At 47.0% G+C, this 25549-nt stretch carries 29 protein-coding genes and 1 other annotated feature; of the genes, 3 read left to right on the top strand and 26 right to left on the bottom strand.

The features are described 5' to 3' along the window. Position 1 precedes the first annotated feature (1 nt). Positions 2–652 (bottom strand): DUF421 domain-containing protein, encoded by a 651-nt coding sequence (locus AZ46_RS10425; RefSeq protein ID WP_029279423.1) that lies wholly within the window; start codon positions 650–652, stop codon positions 2–4. A gap of 151 nt (positions 653–803) precedes the next feature. Here AZ46_RS10425 and AZ46_RS10430 point away from each other — a divergent pair, with 151 nt between their 5' ends. Further along, the gene (locus tag AZ46_RS10430; protein WP_029279421.1) at positions 804–1181 is read left to right on the top strand and encodes a TIGR04086 family membrane protein; all 378 of its coding nucleotides are present in this window, start codon (positions 804–806) and stop codon (positions 1179–1181) included. A gap of 51 nt (positions 1182–1232) precedes the next feature. Here the strand turns inward: AZ46_RS10430 and yajC are convergent, their stop codons facing one another. From yajC to nadB, 11 genes are all read right to left on the bottom strand, one after another. Then, a complete protein-coding gene (yajC, locus tag AZ46_RS10435; RefSeq protein WP_029279419.1) occupies positions 1233–1517 on the bottom strand; it encodes a preprotein translocase subunit YajC in 285 nt (94 codons plus the stop codon). Positions 1518–1600: 83 nt separating this feature from the next. Then, the gene (gene tgt, locus AZ46_RS10440) at positions 1601–2746 is read right to left on the bottom strand and encodes a tRNA guanosine(34) transglycosylase Tgt (protein WP_029279418.1); all 1146 of its coding nucleotides are present in this window, start codon (positions 2744–2746) and stop codon (positions 1601–1603) included. A gap of 27 nt (positions 2747–2773) precedes the next feature. Beyond that, positions 2774–3802: a tRNA preQ1(34) S-adenosylmethionine ribosyltransferase-isomerase QueA gene (gene queA, locus AZ46_RS10445; RefSeq protein WP_029279416.1), complete on the bottom strand. Its 1029-nt coding sequence runs from the start codon at positions 3800–3802 to the stop codon at positions 2774–2776. A gap of 30 nt (positions 3803–3832) precedes the next feature. Further along, positions 3833–4834: a Holliday junction branch migration DNA helicase RuvB gene (gene ruvB, locus AZ46_RS10450; protein ID WP_029279414.1), complete on the bottom strand. Its 1002-nt coding sequence runs from the start codon at positions 4832–4834 to the stop codon at positions 3833–3835. An 11-nt stretch (positions 4835–4845) separates the two neighbouring features. Next, positions 4846–5454 (bottom strand): Holliday junction branch migration protein RuvA, encoded by a 609-nt coding sequence (gene ruvA, locus AZ46_RS10455; protein ID WP_029279412.1) that lies wholly within the window; start codon positions 5452–5454, stop codon positions 4846–4848. A gap of 133 nt (positions 5455–5587) precedes the next feature. Continuing rightward, positions 5588–6136, bottom strand: a complete 549-nt coding sequence (locus tag AZ46_RS10460) for an intercompartmental signaling factor BofC (protein ID WP_051865408.1) — start codon at positions 6134–6136, stop codon at positions 5588–5590. A gap of 159 nt (positions 6137–6295) precedes the next feature. Continuing rightward, a complete protein-coding gene (locus AZ46_RS10465) occupies positions 6296–7027 on the bottom strand; it encodes a YhcN/YlaJ family sporulation lipoprotein (RefSeq protein WP_029279408.1) in 732 nt (243 codons plus the stop codon). 207 nt (positions 7028–7234) lie between these two features. After that, positions 7235–8875, bottom strand: coding sequence for a SafA/ExsA family spore coat assembly protein (safA, locus tag AZ46_RS22510; protein ID WP_051865411.1), 1641 nt, complete (start codon positions 8873–8875; stop codon positions 7235–7237). Between the two features lie 182 nt (positions 8876–9057). Next, positions 9058–10167, bottom strand: coding sequence for a quinolinate synthase NadA (gene nadA / locus AZ46_RS10475; RefSeq protein WP_029279404.1), 1110 nt, complete (start codon positions 10165–10167; stop codon positions 9058–9060). 15 nt (positions 10168–10182) lie between these two features. Then, positions 10183–11013, bottom strand: a complete 831-nt coding sequence (gene nadC, locus AZ46_RS10480) for a carboxylating nicotinate-nucleotide diphosphorylase (protein ID WP_029279403.1) — start codon at positions 11011–11013, stop codon at positions 10183–10185. Continuing rightward, entirely contained in the window at positions 11000–12571 is a 1572-nt protein-coding gene (gene nadB, locus AZ46_RS10485) for an L-aspartate oxidase (RefSeq protein WP_174434972.1), read from the bottom strand. The genes nadC and nadB overlap by 14 nt, the downstream gene beginning before the upstream one ends. Positions 12572–12664: 93 nt before the next feature. Here nadB and AZ46_RS10490 point away from each other — a divergent pair, with 93 nt between their 5' ends. Then, on the top strand, positions 12665–13807 hold the full coding sequence (locus AZ46_RS10490) for an IscS subfamily cysteine desulfurase (RefSeq protein ID WP_029279399.1): 1143 nt from the start codon (positions 12665–12667) through the stop codon (positions 13805–13807). Positions 13808–13813: 6 nt separating this feature from the next. Then, the gene (locus AZ46_RS10495; RefSeq protein ID WP_029279396.1) at positions 13814–14350 is read left to right on the top strand and encodes a transcription repressor NadR; all 537 of its coding nucleotides are present in this window, start codon (positions 13814–13816) and stop codon (positions 14348–14350) included. A 35-nt stretch (positions 14351–14385) separates the two neighbouring features. Here the strand turns inward: AZ46_RS10495 and pheA are convergent, their stop codons facing one another. The 14 genes from pheA to mreC all read right to left on the bottom strand — a co-directional run bounded on the left by pheA (position 14386) and on the right by mreC (position 25479). After that, positions 14386–15243, bottom strand: coding sequence for a prephenate dehydratase (pheA, locus tag AZ46_RS10500; protein ID WP_029279395.1), 858 nt, complete (start codon positions 15241–15243; stop codon positions 14386–14388). A gap of 17 nt (positions 15244–15260) precedes the next feature. Next, complete coding sequence (locus tag AZ46_RS10505) at positions 15261–15704, bottom strand: ACT domain-containing protein (RefSeq protein WP_029279393.1); 444 nt, start codon at positions 15702–15704, stop codon at positions 15261–15263. Positions 15705–15779: 75 nt separating this feature from the next. After that, positions 15780–17066: a GTPase ObgE gene (obgE, locus tag AZ46_RS10510; RefSeq protein WP_029279391.1), complete on the bottom strand. Its 1287-nt coding sequence runs from the start codon at positions 17064–17066 to the stop codon at positions 15780–15782. A 22-nt stretch (positions 17067–17088) separates the two neighbouring features. Then, the gene (locus tag AZ46_RS10515; RefSeq protein WP_029279389.1) at positions 17089–17637 is read right to left on the bottom strand and encodes a sporulation initiation phosphotransferase B; all 549 of its coding nucleotides are present in this window, start codon (positions 17635–17637) and stop codon (positions 17089–17091) included. 228 nt (positions 17638–17865) lie between these two features. Beyond that, entirely contained in the window at positions 17866–18159 is a 294-nt protein-coding gene (rpmA, locus tag AZ46_RS10520; RefSeq protein ID WP_029279387.1) for a 50S ribosomal protein L27, read from the bottom strand. 1 nt (position 18160) lies between these two features. Continuing rightward, positions 18161–18514 carry a ribosomal-processing cysteine protease Prp gene (locus AZ46_RS10525; RefSeq protein ID WP_029279385.1) on the bottom strand — a complete coding sequence of 118 codons (354 nt, stop codon included), beginning with the start codon at positions 18512–18514 and terminating at the stop codon, positions 18161–18163. Between the two features lie 11 nt (positions 18515–18525). After that, a complete protein-coding gene (gene rplU / locus AZ46_RS10530) occupies positions 18526–18834 on the bottom strand; it encodes a 50S ribosomal protein L21 (protein WP_029279382.1) in 309 nt (102 codons plus the stop codon). Between the two features lie 15 nt (positions 18835–18849). Next, positions 18850–18933: a sequence feature (ribosomal protein L21 leader region), on the bottom strand. A gap of 52 nt (positions 18934–18985) precedes the next feature. Further along, positions 18986–20416: an Rne/Rng family ribonuclease gene (locus tag AZ46_RS10535; RefSeq protein WP_029279381.1), complete on the bottom strand. Its 1431-nt coding sequence runs from the start codon at positions 20414–20416 to the stop codon at positions 18986–18988. A gap of 59 nt (positions 20417–20475) precedes the next feature. Further along, entirely contained in the window at positions 20476–21342 is an 867-nt protein-coding gene (locus AZ46_RS10540) for a M50 family metallopeptidase (protein WP_029279379.1), read from the bottom strand. After that, positions 21335–22111: a M23 family metallopeptidase gene (locus AZ46_RS10545; RefSeq protein ID WP_029279377.1), complete on the bottom strand. Its 777-nt coding sequence runs from the start codon at positions 22109–22111 to the stop codon at positions 21335–21337. The genes AZ46_RS10540 and AZ46_RS10545 overlap by 8 nt, the downstream gene beginning before the upstream one ends. A gap of 285 nt (positions 22112–22396) precedes the next feature. After that, complete coding sequence (gene minD, locus AZ46_RS10550) at positions 22397–23203, bottom strand: septum site-determining protein MinD (protein ID WP_029279375.1); 807 nt, start codon at positions 23201–23203, stop codon at positions 22397–22399. 2 nt (positions 23204–23205) lie between these two features. Further along, entirely contained in the window at positions 23206–23889 is a 684-nt protein-coding gene (gene minC, locus AZ46_RS10555) for a septum site-determining protein MinC (RefSeq protein ID WP_029279373.1), read from the bottom strand. 175 nt (positions 23890–24064) lie between these two features. After that, positions 24065–24586 (bottom strand): rod shape-determining protein MreD, encoded by a 522-nt coding sequence (gene mreD, locus AZ46_RS10560; RefSeq protein WP_029279371.1) that lies wholly within the window; start codon positions 24584–24586, stop codon positions 24065–24067. Further along, positions 24583–25479, bottom strand: a complete 897-nt coding sequence (gene mreC, locus AZ46_RS10565; RefSeq protein WP_029279369.1) for a rod shape-determining protein MreC — start codon at positions 25477–25479, stop codon at positions 24583–24585. The genes mreD and mreC overlap by 4 nt, the downstream gene beginning before the upstream one ends. Positions 25480–25549 lie beyond the last annotated feature (70 nt).

The following is a 25549-nucleotide window of genomic DNA, read 5'->3' on the forward strand; positions in this document are numbered from 1 at the left end:
CCTACTTGTCATCAATCAGATCTATAAAAAAAGTTTGTTTGTTGTGGGTGCAAAGTGAGATATTCTTCACATCAAAGTACCCGAGCTTTCTCAGCTGCTGTCTCAGCCATAAGTTCGTTTTTCCGATCCGGTACAGGTTTTCCTCCTGAATCAGTCCGTCCACAATAAGCGGCAGCTGCAGCTCCTGATGCTCGCTGCCATTCTCTTTTTTTATTACAGAGAGCTTGCCGGACGGTTCAAGAATGGCAAAATCAACCTCGCTTATATCATTCACGTCCTTTTCTCTAAGCTGGGTCATGAGGTCATCGAAATTATAGCGCTGGGTTTTCATGGCATGCTCATTGATTTTCCCTCTGTCAATGATGATGGTCGGCTTGCCGTCGATCCATGCACGCACCTTTTGATTTTTCAGCGAAAAGTAGGCAAGGCTGATTTGAATGCCGAGAAGAAGAAACATTGGAATGATGGTATGTATCAGCGGATCATTCGTGTCTTCTATCGCCATGACCGCCATTTCTGCAATCATTAGAAAGACCACAAGATCCAATATACTGAGTTCCCCGATCTCCCGTTTGCCCATCAGTCTGAAAATAATCAGAATGAGCACGTACAGGAAAATGGTGCGTCCGATGATAATGAAATGCACTTCCATTTTTAAAGTCCTCCTTGCTGCATCGATACCTTTATTTTGAACGGATAAACCTTTTTCATGTAGAACAATTTCGATTCTATTTTTGCTTCATGTGAATAGGATGGTAGTAAGACGAGCGAAAACAAGCTAAGGAACAGAGGGGGAGATTAAAATGAATACACGCAGATGGGGAAAAGCCATCATGTATGGCTTATCAAGTATTTTAATCGCAGCGCTGGCTGTAAGCTTATTATTTTCTCTGCTGCTTAAATTCACTTCATTAACAGAGGATTCCATTAAGTGGGTTATTTTAGGCCTCTCATTTCTGGCTGTCTTTATAGGAGGATTTATAGCGGGCGGAAAAGGGAAAGAACGGGGATGGCTCGTTGGAGGCACAACAGCGCTTCTTTACACGCTGATCATTTTTTTCTTTCAGTTTTTGGGCTACGGCAAGACGTTTACAATGGAGCAGACGATGTACCACGGGGGATTTCTTGCGATCGCCATGCTTGGCGGCGTGATGGGAGTCAACTTGTCAGGTTCCAAATAGGCATAAAAAAAGAAGCGCCCGCGGGCGCTTCTTTTCTTTTTGCCGTATGTATTAGGCTTTTTCCATTGAGATGCCTTTTTGTTCAACAACGTCGCGGACTGCGCGGCGGTCAAATGTCAGACGGGATCCGTCTCCTGCTTTGATGACAACTTTCTCTTCATCGATTGAATCAACGATGCCATGCATTCCGCCGATTGTAACGACTTTGTCGCCTTTAGACAGACTGTCCTGCATTTCACGCACTTTTTTCTGCTGCTTCTGCTGAGGACGAATCAGCAAAAAGTAAAAAATCGCAAACATCAGTATCAGCGGTCCAACTGTAGTCAATAGTTCCATTTTTTTCACCCCTTTCAAGTCTCTCATCTGCAGTGCAGACACCGTATCTATGAAGCCGCCTGCATAGCAGGCAGCCGAACTAACTAGAAGTTTTTCGCGTTTGGTTTATTAAACCCGTACTGCTCGAAGAATTCATCTCTGAAATCCCCGAGGCGGTCTTCGCGGATTGCCTGTCTCACCTGCTCCATTAAGTTTAACAGAAAATGAAGGTTATGGTAAGAAGTTAATCGGATGCCGAATGTTTCATCACATTTCATGAGATGGCGGATATAGGCGCGGCTGTAATTGCGGCATGTATAGCAATCGCAATTCTCGTCAATCGGACCGTAGTCACGGGCAAATGCTGCGTTTTTGACGACCAGGCGGCCTTTGCTTGTCATAAGGGTTCCATTGCGCGCAATGCGTGTAGGAAGCACACAGTCAAACATATCAATGCCTCTTACCGCCCCGTCAATCAGTGAATCAGGCGAACCTACGCCCATCAAATAGCGCGGCTTATCAGAAGGCAATAGCGGTGTTGTAAACTCAAGCACGCGGTTCATCACATCTTTCGGCTCTCCGACTGACAGCCCTCCGACTGCGTAACCAGGGAAATCCATCGAAATCAGGTCTCTTGCGCTCTGTTTTCTGAGCTCCTCATATTCTCCGCCCTGAACGATTCCGAAAAGACCCTGATCGTTTGGACGTTCATGTGCAGTCAGACAGCGCTCTGCCCATCTGCTTGTCCGCTCAACAGATTTTTTCATGTAATCATACTCAGCCGGGAACGGAGGGCATTCATCAAATGCCATCATTATATCTGATCCCAGGTCATTTTGGATCTGCATCGCCTTTTCAGGAGACAGGAAAAGCTTGTCTCCATTCAGATGGTTTCTGAAGTGGACGCCCTCTTCTTCGATCTTTCGGAATTCACTTAAACTGAAGACCTGGAAACCGCCTGAATCTGTCAAAATGGCGCGGTCCCAGTTCATAAACTTATGAAGGCCGCCCGCTTCTTTGACAATTTCATTTCCTGGACGAAGCCATAAATGATACGTATTGCTTAAAATAATGCCTGCTCCCATTTGAACAAGCTCTTCCGGAGACATCGTTTTAACCGTCGCAAGCGTTCCCACCGGCATAAAAACAGGCGTTTCAAATGACCCGTGCGGTGTATGGACCCGTCCGAGCCTAGCTCCTGTCTGCTTGCACGTTTTAATTAATTCATAGCGAATTGGTGGATATGACACCTTTTTTCCTCCTTCAAGGCAGTATTTCTAGATGATCAGCATGGCATCGCCAAAGCTGAAGAAGCGGTATTTTTCCTTAACAGCCGTTTCGTAGGCATGCATGACGTGCTCTCTTGTTGCAAGAGCGCTGACGAGCATAATCAGGGATGACTTCGGCAAGTGGAAATTGGTCACCATGCCGTCGATTGCCTTGAATTCATAGCCGGGATAAATGAAAATGCTGGTCCAGCCGCTGTCTTCCTTAAATGTACCGTTATTTGCCGACGCGATTGTTTCAAGAGTGCGGGTCGACGTCGTTCCGACAGAGATGATCCGGCCGCCTTTTTCCCTGACCTGATTTAGCAGCTGGGCAGTGCCTGCGCTCATCTGATAGAACTCGGCATGCATTTCGTGCTCTTCCACAACGTCAGCACTAACCGGACGGAATGTACCGAGGCCGACATGCAGCGTAATAAACGCAAGATGGACTCCTTTTTCTTTCAGAGCTTCAAGAATCTCTTCGGTAAAATGAAGACCGGCCGTAGGGGCTGCAGCAGACCCGACCTCTCTTGAGAATACCGTCTGATAACGTTCCTGATCATCAAGCTGTTCTTTAATGTACGGCGGCAATGGCATTTTACCGAGAGAGTCAAGCGCCTCATAAAAAATACCCTCGTACTTGAATTCAAGCATTCTGCCTCCGTGATCAGCCTCTCCTGTGCAGACCGCACGCAAAATGCCGTCGCCAAATACGATTTCAGTTCCGACTTTCACGCGTTTGGCAGGCTTTGCAAGAACTTCCCATACATCTCCCTGTTCCTGTTTTAACAAGAGCAGTTCAATTTTGGCGCCTGTATCTTTTTTCTCGCCAATGAGTCTTGCAGGCAGAACACGTGTATTGTTTAAAACAAGACAGTCGCCTTCATGAAAATAATCAATAATCGACTTAAACTTGCCATGTTCCACCGATCCGGATTCTTTATCAAGCACCATCAGTCTTGACGCGTCCCGCTCGAGCAGCGGAACCTGCGCGATCAATTCTTCAGGCAAATCAAAATCAAACAAATCTACTTTCATTATTTCTCACCTTTTCCGTTATGCAAATCTCTAGTGTTTTGGAACTTCCATTTGAAAGTGATGATAAACTGCATCTGTTACCATTCTTCCCCTAGGAGTCCGCTGTATAAAACCAATCTGCAAAAGATATGGTTCATATACATCTTCAATCGTGTGCGATTCTTCGCCTATTGTAGCAGAAATCGTGTCGAGTCCCACGGGTCCGCCTTTAAATTTTTCAATAATGCCCATCAGCAGCTTGTGATCGATATGATCAAGGCCAAGTCTGTCCACCTGCAGCCTTTCAAGCGCTTCATTTGCGAGGCTGCCTGTAATCGCCGGTTTTCCGAGAACCTGTGCAAAGTCTCTTACCCTCCTGAGCAGCCTGTTGGCTATCCTCGGAGTCCCGCGTGACCGGCGCGCCAGTTCAAGAGATGCTTCTTTTTCGAGGCCAATGCCAAGAATATCCCCTGTCCGTTCGGCAATCAGGGAGAGCTGCTCTTCATTGTAGTACTCAAGACGGCTCAATACACCGAAACGGTCCCTGAGGGGGGCAGTCAGCAGGCCGACTCTTGTTGTAGCTCCAATGAGCGTAAACGGGGGCAGATCAAGACGCACGGACCGGGCTTGCGGTCCTTTTCCAATGACAATATCAAGACAGAAATCTTCCATTGCAGGATACAGCACTTCTTCAATGGAACGCTGAAGGCGGTGAATTTCATCAATAAATAAAACATCACCGGGTTCAAGGGCGGTCAGAATGGCGGCAAGGTCGCCCGGCCTTTCAATGGCCGGTCCTGAAGTCGTTCTGATATTTACGCCCATTTCATTTGCTATGATGGTGGCAAGGGTCGTTTTGCCAAGCCCGGGAGGCCCGTAAAGAAGCACGTGATCCAGTGTTTCGCTTCTCATCTTTGCTGCTTCAATAAAAACCTTAAGATTATCCTTTACTTTATCCTGCCCAATGTACTGTGATAAAGTCCTCGGTCTCAGGGAGAGCTCAAGAGCTCCTTCATCAAGCTCCGCTTCGCCGGAAACAAGACGTTCGTCCATAAATGATCACCTTACTTTAATAGCTTTTGCAACGCTTTTTTCACATACTGGTCTGTGGAAAGCTCCTCTTCCATCAGAGCAGGAACAACTTTGCTGATTTCCCGTTCTGCATAACCTAGAACCTTCAGGGCTTCAAGTGCTTCACTCAGTGATTTGGAGGCTGTTTCTGTTGCAGCATGCTCTTCGTGGGTAAATAAGTCAGGAGCAAGCCCGCCTGCTATGTCTCCAAGCTTTCCTTTAAGATCGAGAATGATTTGTCTCGCCGTTTTTTTGCCTACGCCGGGAAATTTCACAAGGAATTTTTCATCCTCATTCTCTATGGCTCCGACTACTTGTGACGGATTCCCGGAAGCAAGTATCGCAAGAGCTCCTTTAGGACCAATGCCTGTCACATTTAAAAGCTTCATAAATAAGGCTTTTTCTTCTCTTGTATGAAAACCGTACAGCGCGAGGATATCTTCTCTGACATGCTGATACGTATAGATCGTCACTTCCGAGGAACGGCTGCGCTGGTAGCTGAATGGGTTAGGAGTGTGAACCTGATAGCCAATGCCCCCGCGGTCAATCACCACATACTCGGGAGTCACCAGATCAATGGTTCCTTTTATAAATTCGATCAAACTTTTCACCTCTTTATAACTGTACCTCATTGTAACATACTTTTTTTCTCTGACTGTAGTATTAAACAGCGGATTTTGACTAAAGAAAACAAAAAAATGCACCCGTTCAAAAGATCGGGCACACAAGACAGCTTCAGTTCACCTCTGCGGGTGACGAATAGGCTTTATAGGATTGTATGACTTTTAAGTAATGGTCTTTCGACTGGATGCGAATGCCGTGTCTCAGCTCGTCATGTTTCCGGGTCTCGAGCTTCCCTACATCAATCTGGAAGAAGGAATGGATGATCTCTGACGCATCATCAGGCTTGCCGTTGAAAATAGAAAATACCCCTTCTGATGAAAGGCCGAAATACCCGTTTGCTTTTAACAATGGGGAGATATCATCAACTTCTTTTTGAAAAATGATCTGATTATCATCCTGATCGACAAGCTGCCAGCCTTCATACTTAGCCCAGAAATCTTCCATCGCGAGGATGGTTTCTGTTTTAACCTCTTCGCTGATCTCCCCGTCCAGGTAGATCCGTTCAAGAACCACTGTCACAGTCAGGGGACCGCTGACTTCATAGGCCTGATTGTCATTGCCGGCTGCATCGTACGGTTCATGAACAGCAGGAAAAGAAAGAAAAAAGATTCCAATGAACGCAACTGCAGCTGTAAACAGGAAACGATGAGATGACATCATCTCTTACCCCCCCCAATCCATTTACCGTTCTGGTAAAGAAATATTGATTCATTAATAGTTTGACCATAAATAGAAGGATTAACCATAGAAAAAGCCGAATCGCAGAGGTATAAAATCGGACAAATTAAAAAGAGGCGCACTGAGGCACCTCTTTTAAGGTTATCGGGCTTGCTGAACGGGCTTATTCATCATGTTCCCGATATCATCAAACAAATCGCGGATATCGGCATCGATGGACTTTTTATCCTGCCCATTTTCGATATTGTCGTTGATTGTTCTCACACGGGAAAATGTTCCTTCATCTGTGACAACCTGTACGTCTTTTCCTTTGGCTGCAGGTTTGACGGCATCCATTACGGCATTTTTCACGTTTTTGTCATTCTTGTCGTCTGTGTCAACAGCAACAAGGACCTGGTCTCCATTTACAAGGGTGCGGACGTCGTCAACGTTTTTCACATCTGCAGCCCGCTCAGAAACCTTTTTAGCCATAGCTTTCTCATTGTCATTGTAATAGCTGATCTGCTTTACCTGACCATGATAATTTTCATCGTTGCGGCTGAAACGATTATCTCTCTCGAGCATGCCGTCTTCATTTGAAAGCGGCGCAGTGGGATTATCCATTCTTCCATTATGAAAAGCAGTATCCCGATTGTTTACTTTTGTAAAGTAATTATCGTTCATATCGCCTTCCATCATTTCAGTCAGAGGTCCATCATTATCTACGTTGTCTGCATTGCCATTATTGCCTCGGTGCTCATTTGAATAATAGCCGATCGGTCTGGCATTATCATTGTAGCGCGTATCGAGCGCGCCTTCGTTGTTGTTGTTACATGCAGCGAGACCTGATGCAGCGACAGCAATTGCAGCAAAAGCAGTAAGTTTATGCCTCAATATAAAAACCCCCTGATTTTTCTGATGCGAGCAAATCCGCTCTTGTATAGGTTGCTCGTTCAGGAGGGGATTAACCTGTTAGTTAAAGGTAAGTTCTTTAAATAATGGAGAGGAATTTTCACTTGTACCAGCTGCTGATTTTATTTTATATACGCAGTTAAAAAGCATAAAAAAAAGAGACGAACAGATCCGTCTCTTCAGGCGACATTAGTCTTCTTCTTCTTCGTCAAATCTTGGCATGGCAAACTGATCACTCTGCCCGAACTGGCCAGGCATCCCGCCAAATTGCCCCTGACCGCCCGGCATTCCTCCGAATTGGCCCGGCATTCCGCCAAATTGTCCTTGACCAAACTGACCTGGCATTCCGCCAAATTGACCCGGCATGCCCATTCCGTACCCCGGCTGGCCTCCGAACCCCGGTCCAGGTCCTCCGCATCCGCAATCCTCTTTATCCATTGCAGGACTGACTTGAGGCGGCTGGTTGTTATCCGGCGCTCCGCCGTATGCCCCCATCACTTGACCAGGCATGTTTGGCGCTCCGCCATATGCACCCATTACTTGACCAGGCATGTTTGGCGCTCCGCCATATGCACCCATTACTTGACCAGGCATGTTTGGCGCTCCGCCGTATGCCCCCATTACCTGACCAGGCATAGGTCCGCCGCCATATCCTCCCTGTTGAGGATATCCGAAACCCGGTCCAGGCATGACTGGGGATACTGGTACACATCCAGGCGGATATCCATAGCCCGGTCCGCCGAATCCAGGTCCGCCAAATCCTGGTCCGCCTCCATACCCTGGGGCTCCTCCAAATCCTGGACCCCCAAATCCTGGTCCTCCGAATCCAGGTCCGCCAAATCCAGGCTGCTGCGGGCTGTATGCACCCATTACATCATCATCGTCATCGTCATCAAACGGCATTTGCTGCGGCATTCCCTGAGGCATTCCCTGCATTCCGCCATAAGGCTGCATTTGCGGGTATCCTCCAAATCCAGGGCCGCCGCCGAAACCAGGTCCGCCGAATCCCGGTCCGCCGAATCCCGGTCCGCCACCGAATCCCGGACCTCCAAACCCTGGTCCGCCAAATCCAGGTCCAGGCATGACCGGTGATACTGGATAACAGTCATCTCCTCCTGGGCCCTGATCCATCGCTCCGGCAACCATGCCCGGATTCTGGAACGGCGCTCCCTGCTGGCCGGGAAATCCTTGACCCTGACCCGGGAATCCCTGAGGGCTTTGCTGGCCGGGACCGCCCTGATAGGCACCCATTACCCCTTGCTGAGGCATGCTTGGTTTGTTTTCCATGTCTTTATCAGCCTCCTCTTTGCTTGCCGGCGATACATATTTCGGTTTTTCTTTTTCGGCAGGTTTCTCAGCCGGTTTTTCAGCCGGCTTCATCATTTCCGGCATGACATTTGACGGCTTAGGCGGCAGCTGTGGCTGAGGCGCCTGAGGCATCATCGCCATATTCAGCATGTAATAGTTGTTAATATCAAGCTCCGGATAAGCCGGCTGCTTCATATTAGGTACTGGCGGTACATAAGGGACAGATGGTTTTTCTTTAGGAACTTCTTTTGGTTTCGTATCTGCCTCACCCATGACTTGCTTCGGTTTTTCCTTTGAAAAAGGATGTTCTGATTTCGGCATTTCTTTTTTGCCTGAAAAATTAAGCTTCGTTTCGTTTTTCACAGGCACGCCGCCGGTTGGAACCTTTATTTTCATTCCCGGCATAATTAAATCAGGATTGCTGAGCTGAGAATTCATTTTTTTCACTTCTTCAAAGTCTACACCATATTTTTTGGCAATCTTCCAAAGGGTATCGCCTTTTTGAACAATGTGGATTTTCAACCTTTCCCCCTCCTATGCTTGAAACTTTATCGCATATGATTAGCAGGCAATGATGCCATTCTTCTTCATCACAACTTATGCTTGTGAAGACAAATATATGTTCAGGGGAAAAGAAAAAACTGACAAACACTGGGCCTGGGCAAGCATGTCGCTTACACGGCCGAGTGTCTGCCAGTTATGGATTAAACGTGCTCGAGCATCCTTTCAAGAGCAAGGACCGCATCCTTTGATGTCTGTTCATCAACGCGAATCTGATTGACCGGTTTCCCTTCATCAATTCCCTCAAGAGACCAAAGCAGGTGCGGCAGATCAATTCGGTTCATTGTCAAACAAGGACACATGAACGGATTCAGCGAAACAATCTCTTTGTCAGGATGCTGATCAATGATCCTCTTAACAAGGTTCATCTCTGTTCCGACTGCCCATTTGCTTCCAGGCTCTGATGCCTCGATGACATCGATAATGTACTTGGTAGAGCCTGCAAGATCGCTTGCCGCCACAACTTCCCTGCTGCATTCAGGGTGAACAATAATGTTCATATCGGGCTTCGTACTTCTGATATGCTCAATGTTCTGCACGGTGAATTTCTCATGGACAGAGCAGTGGCCCTTCCATAGAATCACAATAACATCTTCGGGATTGCCGTCACATTCAAGCTCATTTGTATGAGGGTTCCAGACAGCCATTTTCTCAAGAGGAATGCCAAGGTTATAAGCTGTGTTTCTTCCAAGATGCTGATCAGGCAAAAAGAGAATCCTTTCCTTCTGACCAAAAGCCCAGCTCAGCATTTTTTCCGCATTTGAGGATGTGACCGTTGCACCGCCATTTCGTCCGACAAACGCTTTAATGGCAGCCGTTGAATTCACATATGTCAGCGGAAGGATGGTGTCGCCAAACAATTCCTGAAGCTTGATCCATGCCTGCTCTGTCTGGCTGATATCCGCCATATCGGCCATCGAGCAGCCGGCCCTCATATCCGGCAAAAAGACCTTCTGCTGTTCAGTTGTCAGCATATCGGCTGTTTCAGCCATAAAATGCACGCCGCAAAAGACGATGTACTCTGCTTCTTTGTTGGCAGCTGCCGCCTGTGCAAGCTGCAGGGAATCACCCGTTATATCCGCAAACTGAATCACTTCATCTTTTTGATAATGATGGCCGGGAATCAGCAGTTTTTTCCCGTACCTTTCTTTAATTGCTTTCACTCGTTCAATCATTTCGTTTTCGCTTAGCTCTTTATAGTGCGGCGGCATTTTTTCATTTGTTTCAAATTGAAGCATATCCAAAACGTTCATGTCACGTTCCCCCTTCTATTCTACATTCATGCTCAAATCAAGCGCTTTTGCGGAATGAGTCAGCATACCGAGTGAAACATAATCCACTCCTGTGCGCCCGTAATCTGCTAAATTTTCAAGCGTTATGCCCCCTGATGCTTCTGTAATGATGGATTCAGGTGTGATGGCTGCAAATGCTGCCGCTTCATCCGGGGTCCGGTTATCAAACATAATGATATCTGCGCGTGCCGAGATGGCCTCGTGCAGCTGCTGTTCCGTTTCAATCTCAACCTCAATTTTGATCATATGACCGGCATGCGCTCTTGCTTTTTGAACCGCTTCAGCTATTGAACCCGCGCTTGCAATATGGTTATCTTTCAGCATGATGCCGTCATACAGTCCAAATCTGTGGTTGTACCCTCCTCCGCACCTGACTGCATATTTTTCAATCATTCTGAGGCCCGGGGTCGTTTTTCTTGTATCGCAGATTTTCGTATGATCTGAATTCAGCAGCTTTACCGCCTGATTGGTCAGCGTCGCAATTCCGCTCATCCGCTGCAGGAGATTCAGCACGACTCGCTCTCCTGTCAATATGGATGCAATCGGTCCGGTCAGGACAGCCGCCTTTTCGCCCCTGGAAATGGCCTCTCCGTCCCGCTTCAGAACCTGGACTGTAACCCGCGGGTCTAACACGGCATATCCGGCTTTCACCACGTCTGCACCGGCGAAAATGCCATCTTCCTTCGCACGGATAACGGCAGAACCTGTCTGGCCTTCCGAAAAAATAAACGTGCTCGTTGCATCAAAATCTCCGATGTCTTCTGCAAAAAAACCTTCCAGCTGCTTTTTTAATTTAAGTAAATTCAATGATCTTCACCTCTGAATGTTGTTGATAGCTGCACCCTTTTTTCGAAAGAAGAATTTGTTTTTTCAGCCAGAATGCATCATTTGAATCTGGAAAATCCAATCTGCAGTGACCCCCTCTGCTTTCGGTCCTCTGCAGAGCAGCCGATACAATCAGCCAGCCTGATGTCATCATGTTAAGACGTTCTGCACTATCATTTGTGAGGTCTTTCACATTAATAGCCCAATACGGCCTCAGCCATTTTTCAAACCAGTGCAAAGCTTTTGCAAGTTCTTCCTCCGTCCGTTCAATTCCCGCATATGCGGTCATAACCTGCTGAATGTCTTCCCGTTCCGGCAATTCGATGTCTGCAGGATGTGAGATTGCTTGTGTATCCGTTTTTAGATCAACTGTTTCCTGGATGCTCTGAATCTTGTTTGCGAGACGCTTTCCGAAGACCAGACCTTCAAGCAGGGAGTTGCTCGCCAGCCTGTTTGCCCCATGAACCCCCGTGCACGCCGTTTCTCCTGCAGCATAAAGCCTGCTGACAGATGTCCGGCCATGCAGATCGGTCTTGATGCCGCCCATTAAAAAATGCATGCCCGGCGCCACCGGGAGCAGTCCGTTTTCAATTACTATGTTATATTTCCGGCACATCGCCGTAATGGTCGGAAACCGTTCTTCAAAGTTTAAAACCGGCAGGATGTTCAGATAAACGCTGCGCCCTTTTTTGATCTGCGAAAAGATAACGCGTGCAACGATGTCTCTCGGCGCAAGGTCTTTAAGAGGATGGATGCCTTCCATGATCCGTTCGCCCAAATCATTTTGAAGAAAGGCCCCTTCCCCTCTTACTGCTTCAGAGATCAGTCCGGCACACCCTCCGCCTGCAAGCAGCATCGTCGGGTGAAACTGGGTAAATTCCATATCCGCAAGCACCGCGCCTGCTCTATATCCAAGCGCTAAACCGTCTCCTGTTATGCCGTCCGCATTGGACGAGTGCAGATACAGCTTTCCGCATCCGCCTGTCGCAAGAATTGTATGCTGTGCGGTGTGCCTGTTTACAAGTCCGTTCTGAGATCTTGAAACAGCACCGAGACATACTCCGTTTTCCACAATCAATTCAAGCACCATTTCATTTTCATGGATGACCGTGTTTTCATTCAGGCAAGACAAAAGAAACCGCATCATCGCTCTTCCTGTGGCATCTCCTCCTGCATGGAGAATTCGGCTGAAGCTGTGAGCGCCTTCCATGCCGAGAAGGAGCTCGCCTCTGCTGTCCCTGTCAAAAGGAAGCCCTTTTTCCGCCAGTGAAAGAACGTCTTTTGCTCCCTCCCTGACAAGCAGCTCAACTGCCTCTTCATCATTATGAAAATGGCCGGCATTAAGCGTATCCTCGGAATGGCTCTTGTAACTGTCATTCGCACGAATGGCTGCAGCAATCCCGCCTTGAGCAAGCATTGAATTGCTGCTGACTTTCGCCCCTTTGGTCAGGATGGTCACATGTTTCGTTTTTTGCAGCTGACAGGCTGCAGATATAGCTGCGATGCCGCTTCCAATGATTAATACGTCCGTTTGAGGCAAAAAAATAACCCCCATTCTTTACAAGTGTCTTGACACCTATATTTACACAAAACTAAACTAATGACAAGAGATTTTTTTGGAGGAGAGAATGGGATGATCTATCTTGATTACGCAGCAGCAGCTCCGCTCAGCGAAGAGGCTCTTCATGTTTTTTCTGAAGCGTCCAGGAAGGCGTTTGCCAACAGCAACAGTCTTCATGATGAGGGAGATCTGGCCGGTTCATTGCTTGAGGCATGCCGCAGCAAGCTCGCAGGACTTATCGGCGGTACGGCTAAGGGAATTTGCTTTACATCAGGCGGCAGCGAGTCAAATGTCCTTGCTGTTGACACTCTTTTAGCGAATGCGGAGGGAAAAAATCACATCATTGCATCCGCATTAGAGCATTCGTCGATCTATAACTATTTGATGTTTTTACAGGGGAAAGGCTATGAGGTAACATTTTTAATGCCGGACAATCATGGTAAACTACATGTGGACAGCATTAGAGAAGCACTGCGCGAGAACACCGCCCTAGTGACCGTTCAGCACGTAAATTCGGAAATAGGATGTATTCAGAATCTGCAGGAGATTGGTGAGTGGCTTTTAAAACAGCCGGTTTATTTTCACAGTGACTGTGTTCAGTCTTTCGGGAAGGTCTCTCTTAAGGCTGATGAATGGGGGCTTGATGCAGTGTCCCTTTCAAGCCATAAAATATACGGGCCAAAAGGGGTCGGCTGTTTATATTTAAATCCGAAACATGTTTTAAAACCGTACATTCACGGGGGAACACACGAAAATGGGTTCAGGGCAGGCACCGTAAACGTTCCCGGTATCGCAGCTTTTGCAGCTGCAGCTGAACAGGCATGTTCGGGTATGGAATCTGAATCTTTAAGGCTCAGCGAATTGCGGGACGTTTTTTTCGAGATGCTGAAGCCCTTTAGAGATCATGTGCACATCATCAATGAGCACAGCCCAGATCAGGTGCCGTCGATTATCGGCCTTCACATAAAAGGAATCGAAGGGCAGTACATGCTGCTTGAGAGCAACCGGAGAGGCGTGGCCATTTCAACAGGAACGGCCTGTCAAATCGGCATGCAGGAGCCTTCCAGAGCTCTTCTTTCCACCGGCTTGCCGCCTCAGGCTGCCCTGCAGTACATCAGGATCTCAACAGGTAAATACACCACGGCTGATGATCTGAAAAAAATGGCCGGCATTATCGGCCGGACGCTCAGTGAAAGACAGGCAGAAAGGACGTAAGAAAGAATGAAAATTCCGGGTAATGAAAGAAGAAATGTGATCCTTAACTGGCTGAAGGAAGCGGATGAACCGCTGAAGGGGAGTGAGATTGCGCAGCGGACCAATGTGAGCAGACAGGTCATTGTGCAGGATATCTCTCTTCTGAAAGCTCAAAATGAACCGATTCTTGCCACAAGTCAGGGCTATGTGTATGTCATGCAGGACAAAGAAGAGCTGCCTGTTTACAAGCGGATCATCGCAAGCAGCCACGGCCCTGAAGCAACAGAAGAAGAGCTGAACCTGATTGTGGACCACGGGGTAACAGTCAGGGATGTGATCATTGAACATCCTGTCTACGGGGAACTGACGGCCTCGATCATGGTCAGCAACCGCAAGGAAGTCAAAGATTTCATCAAAAAAATTGAAGACCGCAACGCCGCCTATTTGTCACAGCTGACAGAAGGTCTCCACCTTCACACCCTGGCAGCGGACAGGCAGGAAAAAATAGATGAAGCGTGCGCTGCACTGAAAGTGGAAGGATTTTTAGTGGATGAAGACGATTAAAAGTAAAAAACCGGCCTGAAGCACAGGCCGGTTTTTTAAATGGCATAAGCCGAATATGTCCCTAAAATCCTGACTCCGCAGCCAAGGGCTTCAAGCTCTGCCGTTGCACCCGGGATAAGGACTTCATCTAATTGCATATCAATGTCCACGATAAAAAAGTAATTGCCTAGGCCTGTTTTCATCGGCCGTGACTCAATCTTTGAGAGATTGAGCTTTCTCCATGAAAAGGCTGAGAGCACCTGATGCAGGGCTCCTGACTGATCGGACGGAAGGGTGATCATCAGGGTTGTTCGGTCAGTTACTTTCCTTAAATTTGTTCTGAAGGATGCTGCCTTGTCGGGATGAAGCACGGCAAAGCGCGTATGGTTATGAGGATAATCGTGTATATCCTTCCTGACCATTTTCAGTCCGTATTCCTCTGCTGCCAGCTCATTTGCAATGGCCGCAACTTTTTCTTCAGGATGTTCCTGTATGTATTTTGCAGCAGCACCTGTAGAGGTCGCATTTTCGTAGGCTGCATCCGGAAGCTCCCGGTGCAGGAATTTATGGCACTGGGCAATGGCGTGGGAGTGGGAGTATACTTTCTCCGTCTCTTCCCAGCAATGTTCTCTTTCAGGATGCACCAATAAATGCTGCTGGATCGGGGCAACAATCTCCCCTACAATCGGCAGCGGCTGTTCGTGCACGAGGTAATCCACTGTTAAATTAACAGATCCTTCAAGAGCATTCTCAAGCGGAACTACCGCCACATCGATTTCACCAGCCGCAACGGCATCTATGCATTTTGGTATATTCAAAAACGGAATCTGCTCTGCTTCATCTTCAAAATATTTCGTCACTGCAAGATGAGTAAACGTAGCTGCAGGCCCTAAATAGCCAACCTTAAAAGACATACTTGTAATCCTCTCCTCTAAGCTCCAGATCCTAATATCTCTACTTTCTCAACAAATTCAAGCCGTTTAAGCTTTGCCATGACACTGTTTATATCTTCTCTCATTCCATTTGTGTTCAGGGACAGCGTGACGTTAGCCCTCCCCTGAAGAGGAATGGTCTGGTGAATCGTCAGAACATTGCACCCTGCCGATGCGACAACTGCAAGCAGCTGGGACAATGTGCCGGAACGGTCCTCAAGATGGAAGAAAAGGGTAATAATCCGTTCATTCACCATGGTGTGAAACGGAAAAACGGCATCACGGTATTTATAATAGGCGCTTCTGCTCATATCCACACGCTGAACAGCTTCTGCAACCGATTCCGCTTTTTTCCGCTCAATGAGCTGCTTCACTTCTAGTGTTTTTCTCATGGCTTCCGGCAGAACATCTTCTCTTACTAAAAAAAAGGTTTCTTCTTTCATGACCTTCTCCTTTATGAAAACTGCACTTTTTTTCTTTTGAAAAAAGAAGAGCAGGCAATCGCTCTTCTTTCATGACTATTCAACAAATTCAAATTCAAAATCAAGCAGGCGCACAATATCGCCGTCTTTCGCTCCGCGCTGACGCAGGGCTTCATCGACACCAAGTCCGCGAAGCTGTCTTGCAAAGCGGCGGATGGATTCCTCGCGCTGGAAGTTTGTCATTTTGAAGAGATATTCAACTTTCTCCCCTGTAACATTAAACGTGCCGTCGCTGTCACGATTAATTTCAAACTCCGCTGCCTCTTTATCAAATTTATAAAGGACACGGTGATCAGACAGATCCTCTTCCTCATAAAGAGGGAACTCAGGCGTCTTCTCAATCGTATTCATCACTTCATAAAGCAGTTCGCGAACACCTTCGCGGGTAATGGCTGAAACAGGGAAAATCGGAAGGTCGTCCTCGAGCTTCTCTTTGAAGATCTTCAGATTTTCTTCTGACTCAGGCATGTCCATTTTGTTGGCGACAATAATCTGCGGTCTTTCAGTCAGGCGCAGGTTGTATTCTTTCAGCTCCGCATTGATCGTCAGATAATCCTCATAAGGATCACGGCCTTCGCCGCTCGACATGTCAATCACATGCACAATGACGCGTGTGCGCTCAATGTGGCGGAGGAACTGGTGACCAAGTCCAACACCTTCATGCGCCCCTTCGATCAGACCAGGAAGATCTGCCATAACGAAGCTGCGGCCATCGCCCGTTTCCACCACTCCAAGGTTTGGAACTAGCGTTGTAAAGTGGTATTCTGCAATTTTCGGCTTTGCCGAACTAACAACAGAAAGAAGCGTTGATTTTCCTACGCTCGGAAAACCGACCAGACCTACATCTGCAAGAAGCTTAAGCTCCATGATGATGTTGCGCTCCTGACCAGGCTCACCGTTTTCAGAAAGCTCCGGTGCCGGGTTGGCAGGAGTGGCAAAACGGCTGTTTCCGCGTCCTCCGCGTCCGCCTTTTGCAATAACAGCCTGCTGGCCGTGCTCTGTTAAATCAGCAATAACCGTTCTTGTTTCTTCTTCCATCACAACGGTGCCAGGCGGAACTTTGACAATCATCGCCTCCGCATTTCGCCCGTGCTGGTTTTTGGACATGCCGTGCTGTCCGCGGTCTGCTTTAAAGTGGCGCTGATAGCGGAAATCCATCAGTGTGCGCAGTCCTTCTTCCACCTGGAAAATGACATCTGCGCCTTTACCGCCGTCTCCGCCTGCAGGTCCGCCTTTCGGCACGTATTTTTCTCTGCGGAACGCGACAAGGCCATTGCCCCCGTCTCCGCCTTTCACATATATTTTCACCTGATCTATAAACATGGTAATCCTCCGTCCAAGCCAATTATGCAAGTTCAACCGCAACGGTCAATTCATTCGGGGAAAGCTCATAGTGCTTCACTTCAACCCCGCTTTGCTCATTTGCTTTCAGCCAGTTTAATAACAGTGCTTTATCTGTTATTATGCCGTTAAAGTCAAAAAAGAACCGGGCTTGTCTTTGATTGGCTTCTGTTTCTATTGTAATGCTCATATGATTTTCAGCGCAGCGGTCCGCAGCATCATCAAGAATCTGAAAGAAATGTCCGCACCAATCTGTAGCTGTCTGATCGAGTTCAGACAGATCACACGCAGTGCCGAGCACCTCGTATTCGAGGGCATACTGATGCCTGTGCCAGTTGAACGTCATCAGCATACTCGCAAACGAAAGCATCTTCAGATTGCAGAGCTTTGATTCATTCTGGGATTCAATCACAATTTCTTCGATAATCTGCTGTACGCGGTCATATTTATTCAGCGTTATGTTTCCTTTTAGTAACTGAAGTTTATTCATCCAGTCGTGGCGGGAATGACTCAGCACCTCGACAATATTCCACTCTTCATTTGTTTTTTTCATGTCGGCACTCCTGCTCCCTTATCTTTCTCTATTCATTTCTCTAGGAGTTTCAACTTGGAAACTGAATGTCGTACTAAATTATAACAAACAATCCAGGGGAAAATAAGGGCAATTTGAAAAAAGCAGAAGGAATCAGCTAGATGGGGGGTATTGAATGAGGCTGCCATCGTTTGCATTTAATAAACAAAAGAAAAACTCTAACCAGGGGCTAGAGTTTTCCTAAAGAAATTATGCTTCTTGTGCTACAGGATATACGCTAACTTTTTTGCGGTCACGTCCGAAACGCTCGAAACGCACAACTCCGTCCACTTTCGCGAAAAGAGTGTCGTCGCCGCCGCGGCCAACGTTTTCACCTGGATAAATTTTCGTACCGCGCTGACGGAAAAGGATAGAACCACCGCTTACGAATTCGCCATCTGCACTCTTAGCGCCAAGACGCTTAGAGATTGAATCACGTCCGTTCTTAGTAGAACCTACTCCTTTTTTAGAAGCGAAGAACTGAAGATCTAAAGTTAAAAACATTCTAGTCCACCTCCTGCTGGTTGTTATTTATAACAATGTGTATGAAATGCCCGTAGCTAAGTTCAATTGACTGCAGAGAAACAAGCATTCCCTCAAGCAGAAGCTGTGCCTTGCCGGCTGCTTCCTGCTCAAGTTCCTGCGGCAGCTGAAACGAAAGATATCCTCCGTCGCCGCCCTGATCGACAATCGGCGTTATGCCTGTTAATTTATGTACTGCATTAACAGCGCCGAATACGACAGCAGATGCTCCAGCACAGACAATGTCCTTGCCGTGAACATCGAAATCGGCATGTCCAGATAATGTAAACGATTCAATTAAGCCGCTGCTGGAGCGGTTAATGACTGCTTTTATCATCTTAAAAAGCCTTATGCGTTGATTGCATCAATAACAAGTTTCGTGTATGGCTGACGATGACCTTGCTTTTTGCGGTAGTTTTTCTTAGCCTTGTATTTGAATACAGTGATCTTTTTAGCGCGGCCCTGTTTTTCAACTTTCGCTGTAACAGTCGCACCAGCAACGATCGGGCTTCCAACTTTCACGTCATCTCCGCCGATGAATAATACTCGGTCAAAAGTAACAGTGTCGCCTTGCTCACCAGCAAGCTTTTCAACGTAGATCGCCTGACCAGCTTCTACCTTGATTTGTTTGCCACCAGTTTCAATAATTGCGTACATTCCTATGCACCTCCTAATTAGACTCAGACTCGCCAGCAGACAGGTGTTCCGGATGAACCGAAAGGCTTAAAACCTGCATCTGAGCGGTTGTAGCACGGGTGCTACAATCAATAACATAACAATACTATCAAAAGCAGGCTATCTGTGTCAATCACATTTTCTCTTTCTTTTTCAGCAGGCGGATAATTTCTTCCGCGTCTCCCTGGTGAATAATTCTGTATGTGCGTGATTCAGATGAAGGATTTAGGAAGATGCGAAAGCGCAAAACGCTCTCAAGGCGCTTAATATGTTCGTCCTGTTCTCCCCTGAAAATCCGCGCCGCGTCTGCCGGAAGCTCGACTAAAACAGCTTCATGCTCCATATACTGACGCTCCCACAGCTCCCGCTCAAGCCTGAACGCTGTCGTTTCCGCTGAAACGACCGTACCGGTGCCGCTGCAGTGCGGGCAGGGGCTCATCAGCAGGGAGGCAAGATCCGGCCGCACTCTTTTTCTTGTCATCTGAAAGATATTCATCTGGGTAAACCCGATAATCCTTGACTGCACCTTATCACGCTTAGCCTCTTTCAGCATTTGTGAGAGCACAGCCTGCCTGTCCTCCTGCCTGTCCATATCAATAAAATCAATGATGATCATTCCGCTCAGATTGCGGAGCCTGATCTGGCGGGCGGCTTCCTTTGCAGCTGCAAGATTTGTCTTCAGCACTGTATCCTGAAGAGAGCTCTTGCCGGAAAATTTCCCTGTATTAACATCAATGACTGCCATGGCTTCAGTCTTGTCGATCACAAGGTACGAGCCATTAGACAGCCAAACAATCCTCTTGAGAGCTTTCTCTATTTCCTGTTCAACATCATACGCTTCAAAAATCGGCTGCTTAGACTGGTGAAAGATAACCTCCGTCCCGCTGCACCACGCTTTAAGATCCAGAGCAAGCTCACTCTCATCACAGACGATCCGGTCAATTTCCCCAAGGTCATACTCCCGCAGCATCCGGTCAAAAAACGGCGTGCCCTCGGCAAGCAGACATGGCACTTTATCCGGTTTCTTACTATTTGCTTCTTCGTATTTCCCTTTCAAATAATCAAATTCACGCCTGAGTTCCTCTTTCTCTCTTCCGTTTGCCGCGGTTCTGAATACAAGGCCTTCACCTTCCTTGCAAAGAGAGGCTCCGATGGCAAGCAGCCTCTCTCTTTCAGCGGAGTCTTCAATTTTTTTCGAGACGGCTGTATATCCAGAATCAGGCATATAAACAAGATACTGTCCGCCAAACTCCAATTTTGCTGTTAGTTTTGGCCCCTTATGATCTGTCGCCTCTTTTACCACCTGAACGATGATCTGCTGTCCTTCTCTTATTCTTTTTTCCATAGAGGAAGGAAGGTCGTGGACAGACAGATAGCCGTTTTTCTCGGACCCAATATCAACAAACGCAGCCGCCATTCCCTTCAGAACATTTAAAACACGGCCCGCGTAAATGGCGCCGGCCGTTTCATGTATATGATGAATGTGTATCTCCTGGATCTGGCTGTCTTCAAGCAGCGCGCAGCGGTTCTCGCTGCCCTTTGCATTGAAAAGTAACGTACGCAATGAAACATCCTCATTTCTATAAGTGCTTTCTCTTATTTACTCATTTTATGAGGCCAGCGTCAATAGAGGTAGTTCAGCTCACCGACTGTCGACTGCACGCGTTTATCGGCAAAATAAGCATGCAGCAGCTCATTCTCATCAAGCTCAAACAGTTTTTTTCCGTCACGTTCAACAATAATTGGATGCTTGCATCCCCGCCTGAACTTCAGGAGGGTCTGATAGATCATCTCATCCTCATCTACTACAATCGGCTCAAGGATTCCCGGGTCCTGTTTATTGCCGTAATACCTCTCAAGCAAAAAACGCATGCTTACAAAGCTTCGGTGTTTGTATTCAGTATATAAGGAATAGATGAGAAATCCTGCAATGATCCAGACATTCAGCTGCTGCGGAGAGAACAGGAGAAAAAACAGCAAATACACTGCAAGAAAGACAGCTGACACAAGCAGCATCAATTTGTGGGCCTCCTGATAGGACCGCCTCACGGAAACAAACAAAAACAGCAGCTTTCCGCCATCCAGCGGCCAGATCGGCAGCAGATTAAACAGAAAGATCATTCCGTTGTAAAACGTAAAAAGCTGAAATGTTTCCGGGCTCATATAGCCTGCTGAAAACAAAAGAAAGGCAGCTCCCTGCAGAGGAAGATGCTGAAACGGTCCCGCAGCAATCGTAATAAGCTCTTCCTTCAGCGGCCTGTTCCCATGCTCCTCAACTTCTGCAACCCCTCCAAATGGAAGGAGGACAATTGATTTCAGCCTCCAGTCAAAATGTCTTGCAGCCATCGCGTGCCCAAGCTCATGCACAAGAATGATCACAAGCAGAATCAGCAGTGACTGAAAGTGGGCAGTCATGACTGAGATTCCCATGATCAGCCATAGAATGGGGTGAATATGAATGTGAAGAAACACAGACAAATATTTATTCAAAGGAGATCACCTGTATTGGGTCTATAAATTGCTCACCCTTTTTAATAGCAAAATAATACGTTCCCTTCTGATCTTCTGCTGCTTTGATTTTACCGATTTCCTTTCCGTTTTCAACGAAGTCATATAGGGAGACCTGCACTTCTTCGAGGTTTCCGTACCAGCTTTCTGTTGAATCGTCATGCTGGACGACAACCGTCAGACCTGACTCTTCCTTCTTTCCAATTTCAATGACAACCCCTTCATTCATCGCTTCAACAAGCGTGCTGCTTGTTTCAACCATGACACCCTGGCCGTTATCTTCAAACGTTTCAAGCACCTTGCCTGACGCAGGAGCGGTATACTGGTCTGAAGCAGGCTGTTTGTCAGCAGCAGGCTTGATCAGAGCCAGCGGGTCTCCGAACTGTTCCCCGTACCATTTCGATAGTCTCGCAAACTGGAACTCTTCTTCAAACGTGCCTGTTACAACATGCTGAACTTTTTCAAACGGAGGCGAATCATTTTTAAACACAATCGCTGATACCAGCACAAGACAGGCGCCGATCAGCAGCTTGAACATGAACACATCCGGCTTAAACAGCGGATGCTGTCCTCCCCCGCCGCCACTGCCGGGATCGTACGAATGATACGCAGCGCCGCTGTATTTCTCCTCATCATCCGTGTAAGGAAGAGCTGAAAACGGTTTGGGATCCCGTTTAGAAGCGTCTCCCAAACGGAGCTCCCGTTTTCTCTTCGCCATTTTTTTCCGCAGATCATCCGCACGATTTCCCATTGCAGCTCCCATCCCCTCATAGCACATTTACTGCATCATATGCCTTGTCCGACGGGTTTATGACAAGCTGTGATACAAAAGCGCAAGCACCTTTTTCAGATCCGATAGGCAGATAAGAATCCGGCAGAAAAGTCCGATTTTGACTTTTTTGCCGGATTTGTTCTGACAGAGGATCTAGGCGCTTCCGCTTGCCGATGATGACTTTGTTATGTTAGCCCCTATTATTCTTTATAATTTACTTAACAACGAAAAAAACAGCCTCCCTGAATTAAGGAGACTGCCTGTTTATACTCTTACACCGAAAAAGCGTTTGATTTTTGTAAACATGCCCGGATTTGCATCCTCAAGCGACTGAAGAGGAACGGCTTCGCCAAGGATCCGGCGCGCGATGTTCCGGTAGGCAATAGATGCGCGGTTTGAAGCGTCCATTGCGATCGGTTCGCCTTTATTGGAAGCTTTAATGACATCATCATCATCCGCTACAATCCCAATGAGGTCAATCGACAGATGAGCAACAATATCATCTATATCAAGCATATCGCCGTCTTTCACAAGATGATTCCGTATACGGTTAATCACAAGTTTTGGAGGTTCAATGCCTTCTTCACGTTCAAGCAGTCCGATAATGCGGTCTGCATCCCGCACAGCAGACGTTTCCGGAGTTGTTACGACAATTGCCTTGTCCGCCCCTGCGACTGCGTTTTTAAAGCCCTGCTCAATGCCTGCCGGACAGTCAATGACGATATAATCATAGTCCTGTTTCAGCTCATCAACAAGCTTTTTCATCTGGTCAGGATTCACAGCCGACTTGTCGCTCGTCTGAGCAGCAGGAAGCAGGTAAAGCCTGTCTTCAAAGCGTTTATCTTTAACCAGGGCCTGATGAATTTTGCAACGCCCTTCGACAACATCCACCAGATCATAAATGATCCGGTTTTCAAGTCCCATTACAACATCCAGGTTGCGAAGACCGATGTCTGTATCAATGAGACATACCCGTTTTCCTAAAATCGCCAATGATGTTCCTAGATTGGCAGAAGTCGTTGTTTTTCCAACTCCGCCTTTGCCAGAGGTAATAACGATTGCCTCACCCACGGTTAAATTCCTCCCTCAAACCTTGTCAATTCAGGTCGTAAATGAGTTAACTGCTGCAGCCGGTCAATGACGATCGACTCGCTTTCATCTATGTACGCACATTCCATCTCATGCGTTTCTTCCCGGTCATAATCAGGCGCTCTGCCGACTGTCGAGCCAATCCGGATTTGCGACGGCATCATCACGGATGCGGCAATGACAGCTGAGCTCTTCCCGTTATATCCGGCATGAGCAATTCCTCTGAGTGTTCCCATAATGAAGATGTTGCCCCCGGCAATCACTGTGCCGCCGGGATTCACATCTCCTATCAAAAGAAGATCACCGTCAACCTTCAGAACCTGGCCTGAGCGGATGACCTTTGCCGCAGAAACGATTTCCGCTTCTTTTTTCATGCGTGCGGCATGTTCTTTTGTAACCACATTGCTTTCAAATGTTTCAACAACCAGATTCCGCTTTTTCTGGATCACAGCCTCAATTTGTTCCTGATGGTTTCTGTGAAGCAGACGGTTGCCCGCTTTAACGTTAACGGTGATCGTTGGCCCATCTTCATGTATATACTGTTTTAGAGACAGCATCTGATCAAGATCATTCAGCAGTTCTTCAAACGAACACGAATCATCAAGATGCAGGGTTAGGCCGTCTTTCGTGCCTTTTATCGTGACATAATGCTGTTTTTGAGCCTTCATGACGTTCACCTCAACGACTATACAATTTCGACAGATCGATGCCTTCTTCCTCTTTTTAAAACGCAATTTCTGAAACTTTGTCCGTTTCCTGATTCAGGAAGAATGGATCACAAGCAGTACTCATTTCACCCGGCCATCTGTTTGCACAGGCCGTAATCTGCTGTCAGATTACAGTCTACAAATCGTCCATATAGTCCCTTTTCACTTTTGAAATAAAACGGCTCATCGGATAGATCAGGACGATGGCGCCAACTGAGTTTGCAAGAATCGTCGGAAGAAGCCTCAGATTTGTAAAATCATAGAATGGCAGATTCGAATAGCCGATCAGCATCTGAATGCCGTAAGAATAAAATTCCAGAAGAGTCACTGCCAGCAGAGACAGGAAAAGCACAACAAGCATGTTCCCCTGAAGAGCCTTCAGCGCTTTTGAGATCAGGTAGGCAAACAGCGGATAGGCAAACAAATAGATGCCGAGGATTTCGGTATACACAATATCATGCAGCAGACCGAAAACCATCCCGTAGATAATCCCCATCTTCTGGCTGTAGTAAGCCGTAATAAAAACGATGGAAAGCATCACAAATCTCGGGATAATCACTTGATCTTCAGATGTAAACGGAAGCTCAATCAGATCGGTAAACGTGCTTTCCGATATAAAAACGAACAAAATGAAAAGAGGAAGGAGGATACGGTTCATGATTCCTCCTCCTCCTCTGGATCCATATTGGTAATATCGATCGTTTCTTTAACTCTGTCTGTTACAAATACCCGGTCAATATCATAAAGATCTGCTTCCGGCTTAATGTAGGCCATTTGCGAAAGGCCGTATGAATCGGGTTCTACTTCAAGCACTTCACCGATGACAAGACCTTCAGGGAAGATCCCGCTGCTTCCGGACGTTACAACTTTCTGGCCTTTTTCGATTTTGACGTCCGATTCAATCTTCTTAAGCAGAAGAGCTTTTTTCTTCTCGTCATATCCTTCGATCAGACCGAAAATATTTGGCTGTCCGTCTTTGCCCTGAATTTCAGCCGCGATCCGGTTTTTTCGGTCCGGGGAACTTAAAAGCTGAACGGTGGAATTGAATTTAGAGGTGCTTTTCACTTTCCCGATCAGGCCTTTATTTGTAATAACGGCCATATCCTTTTCAACGCCGTGCTGTGACCCCTTATCAATGGTAATCAGATCAAACCATCTGCCCGGGTCCGGGTTTCTCGCAATCAGCGCTGCCGGAATCGGATTGTATTCTCTAAGTGATTCCTGTGCACCCAGCTCTTCGCGCAGCTTTTCATTGTCGCGTCTGAGAGCCTGCAGCTCTGTTTCGATTTTCATATGCTCATCAATCTTGCTTTTGAGGAGCTTGTTTTCTTCATACGTATTTTTAAGATCGCCGACATTCTCAAAGAAGCCCGCTACATATTGTGCGGGCTTATGAAAGACTGTTTGAAATAATCCTGTTGAATCTTTGACAAATTGCTCCGGCCAAGTAAGCTCTCTGTCTTCTTTTAGCGAATAGCCGATCAATGCCACTAAAAAGATAATACTGACCAGGAGCAGGATAAGACGTTTATTCAAGAAAAACTGCGGCATGTGACTTTACACCCTCTAACTATTTGCTGTGTTCGCAGGAATCAGTCCGTGCAAATGCAGCTGTTTTAAA

Source organism: Metabacillus indicus LMG 22858, from assembly GCF_000708755.2.
GTDB lineage: Bacteria > Bacillota > Bacilli > Bacillales > Bacillaceae > Bacillus_P > Bacillus_P indicus.

Bases quoted from the DNA above. Each gene is read 5' to 3' on its own strand.
- AZ46_RS10425 (WP_029279423.1), bottom strand. From the start codon at position 652: ATGGAAGTGCATTTCATTATCATCGGACGCACCATTTTCCTGTACGTG.
- AZ46_RS10430 (WP_029279421.1), top strand. From the start codon at position 804: ATGAATACACGCAGATGGGGAAAAGCCATCATGTATGGCTTATCAAGT.
- yajC (WP_029279419.1), bottom strand. From the start codon at position 1,517: ATGGAACTATTGACTACAGTTGGACCGCTGATACTGATGTTTGCGATT.
- queA (WP_029279416.1), bottom strand. From the start codon at position 3,802: ATGAAAGTAGATTTGTTTGATTTTGATTTGCCTGAAGAATTGATCGCG.
- ruvB (WP_029279414.1), bottom strand. From the start codon at position 4,834: ATGGACGAACGTCTTGTTTCCGGCGAAGCGGAGCTTGATGAAGGAGCT.
- AZ46_RS10460 (WP_051865408.1), bottom strand. From the start codon at position 6,136: ATGATGTCATCTCATCGTTTCCTGTTTACAGCTGCAGTTGCGTTCATT.
- nadA (WP_029279404.1), bottom strand. From the start codon at position 10,167: ATGAACGTTTTGGATATGCTTCAATTTGAAACAAATGAAAAAATGCCG.
- AZ46_RS10490 (WP_029279399.1), top strand. From the start codon at position 12,665: ATGATCTATCTTGATTACGCAGCAGCAGCTCCGCTCAGCGAAGAGGCT.
- AZ46_RS10495 (WP_029279396.1), top strand. From the start codon at position 13,814: ATGAAAATTCCGGGTAATGAAAGAAGAAATGTGATCCTTAACTGGCTG.
- pheA (WP_029279395.1), bottom strand. From the start codon at position 15,243: ATGTCTTTTAAGGTTGGCTATTTAGGGCCTGCAGCTACGTTTACTCAT.
- AZ46_RS10505 (WP_029279393.1), bottom strand. From the start codon at position 15,704: ATGAAAGAAGAAACCTTTTTTTTAGTAAGAGAAGATGTTCTGCCGGAA.
- obgE (WP_029279391.1), bottom strand. From the start codon at position 17,066: ATGTTTATAGATCAGGTGAAAATATATGTGAAAGGCGGAGACGGGGGC.
- AZ46_RS10515 (WP_029279389.1), bottom strand. From the start codon at position 17,637: ATGAAAAAAACAAATGAAGAGTGGAATATTGTCGAGGTGCTGAGTCAT.
- rpmA (WP_029279387.1), bottom strand. From the start codon at position 18,159: ATGTTTTTAACTTTAGATCTTCAGTTCTTCGCTTCTAAAAAAGGAGTA.
- AZ46_RS10525 (WP_029279385.1), bottom strand. From the start codon at position 18,514: ATGATAAAAGCAGTCATTAACCGCTCCAGCAGCGGCTTAATTGAATCG.
- rplU (WP_029279382.1), bottom strand. From the start codon at position 18,834: ATGTACGCAATTATTGAAACTGGTGGCAAACAAATCAAGGTAGAAGCT.
- AZ46_RS10545 (WP_029279377.1), bottom strand. From the start codon at position 22,111: ATGGGAAATCGTGCGGATGATCTGCGGAAAAAAATGGCGAAGAGAAAA.
- minC (WP_029279373.1), bottom strand. From the start codon at position 23,889: ATGAAGGCTCAAAAACAGCATTATGTCACGATAAAAGGCACGAAAGAC.
- mreD (WP_029279371.1), bottom strand. From the start codon at position 24,586: ATGAACCGTATCCTCCTTCCTCTTTTCATTTTGTTCGTTTTTATATCG.
- mreC (WP_029279369.1), bottom strand. From the start codon at position 25,479: ATGCCGCAGTTTTTCTTGAATAAACGTCTTATCCTGCTCCTGGTCAGT.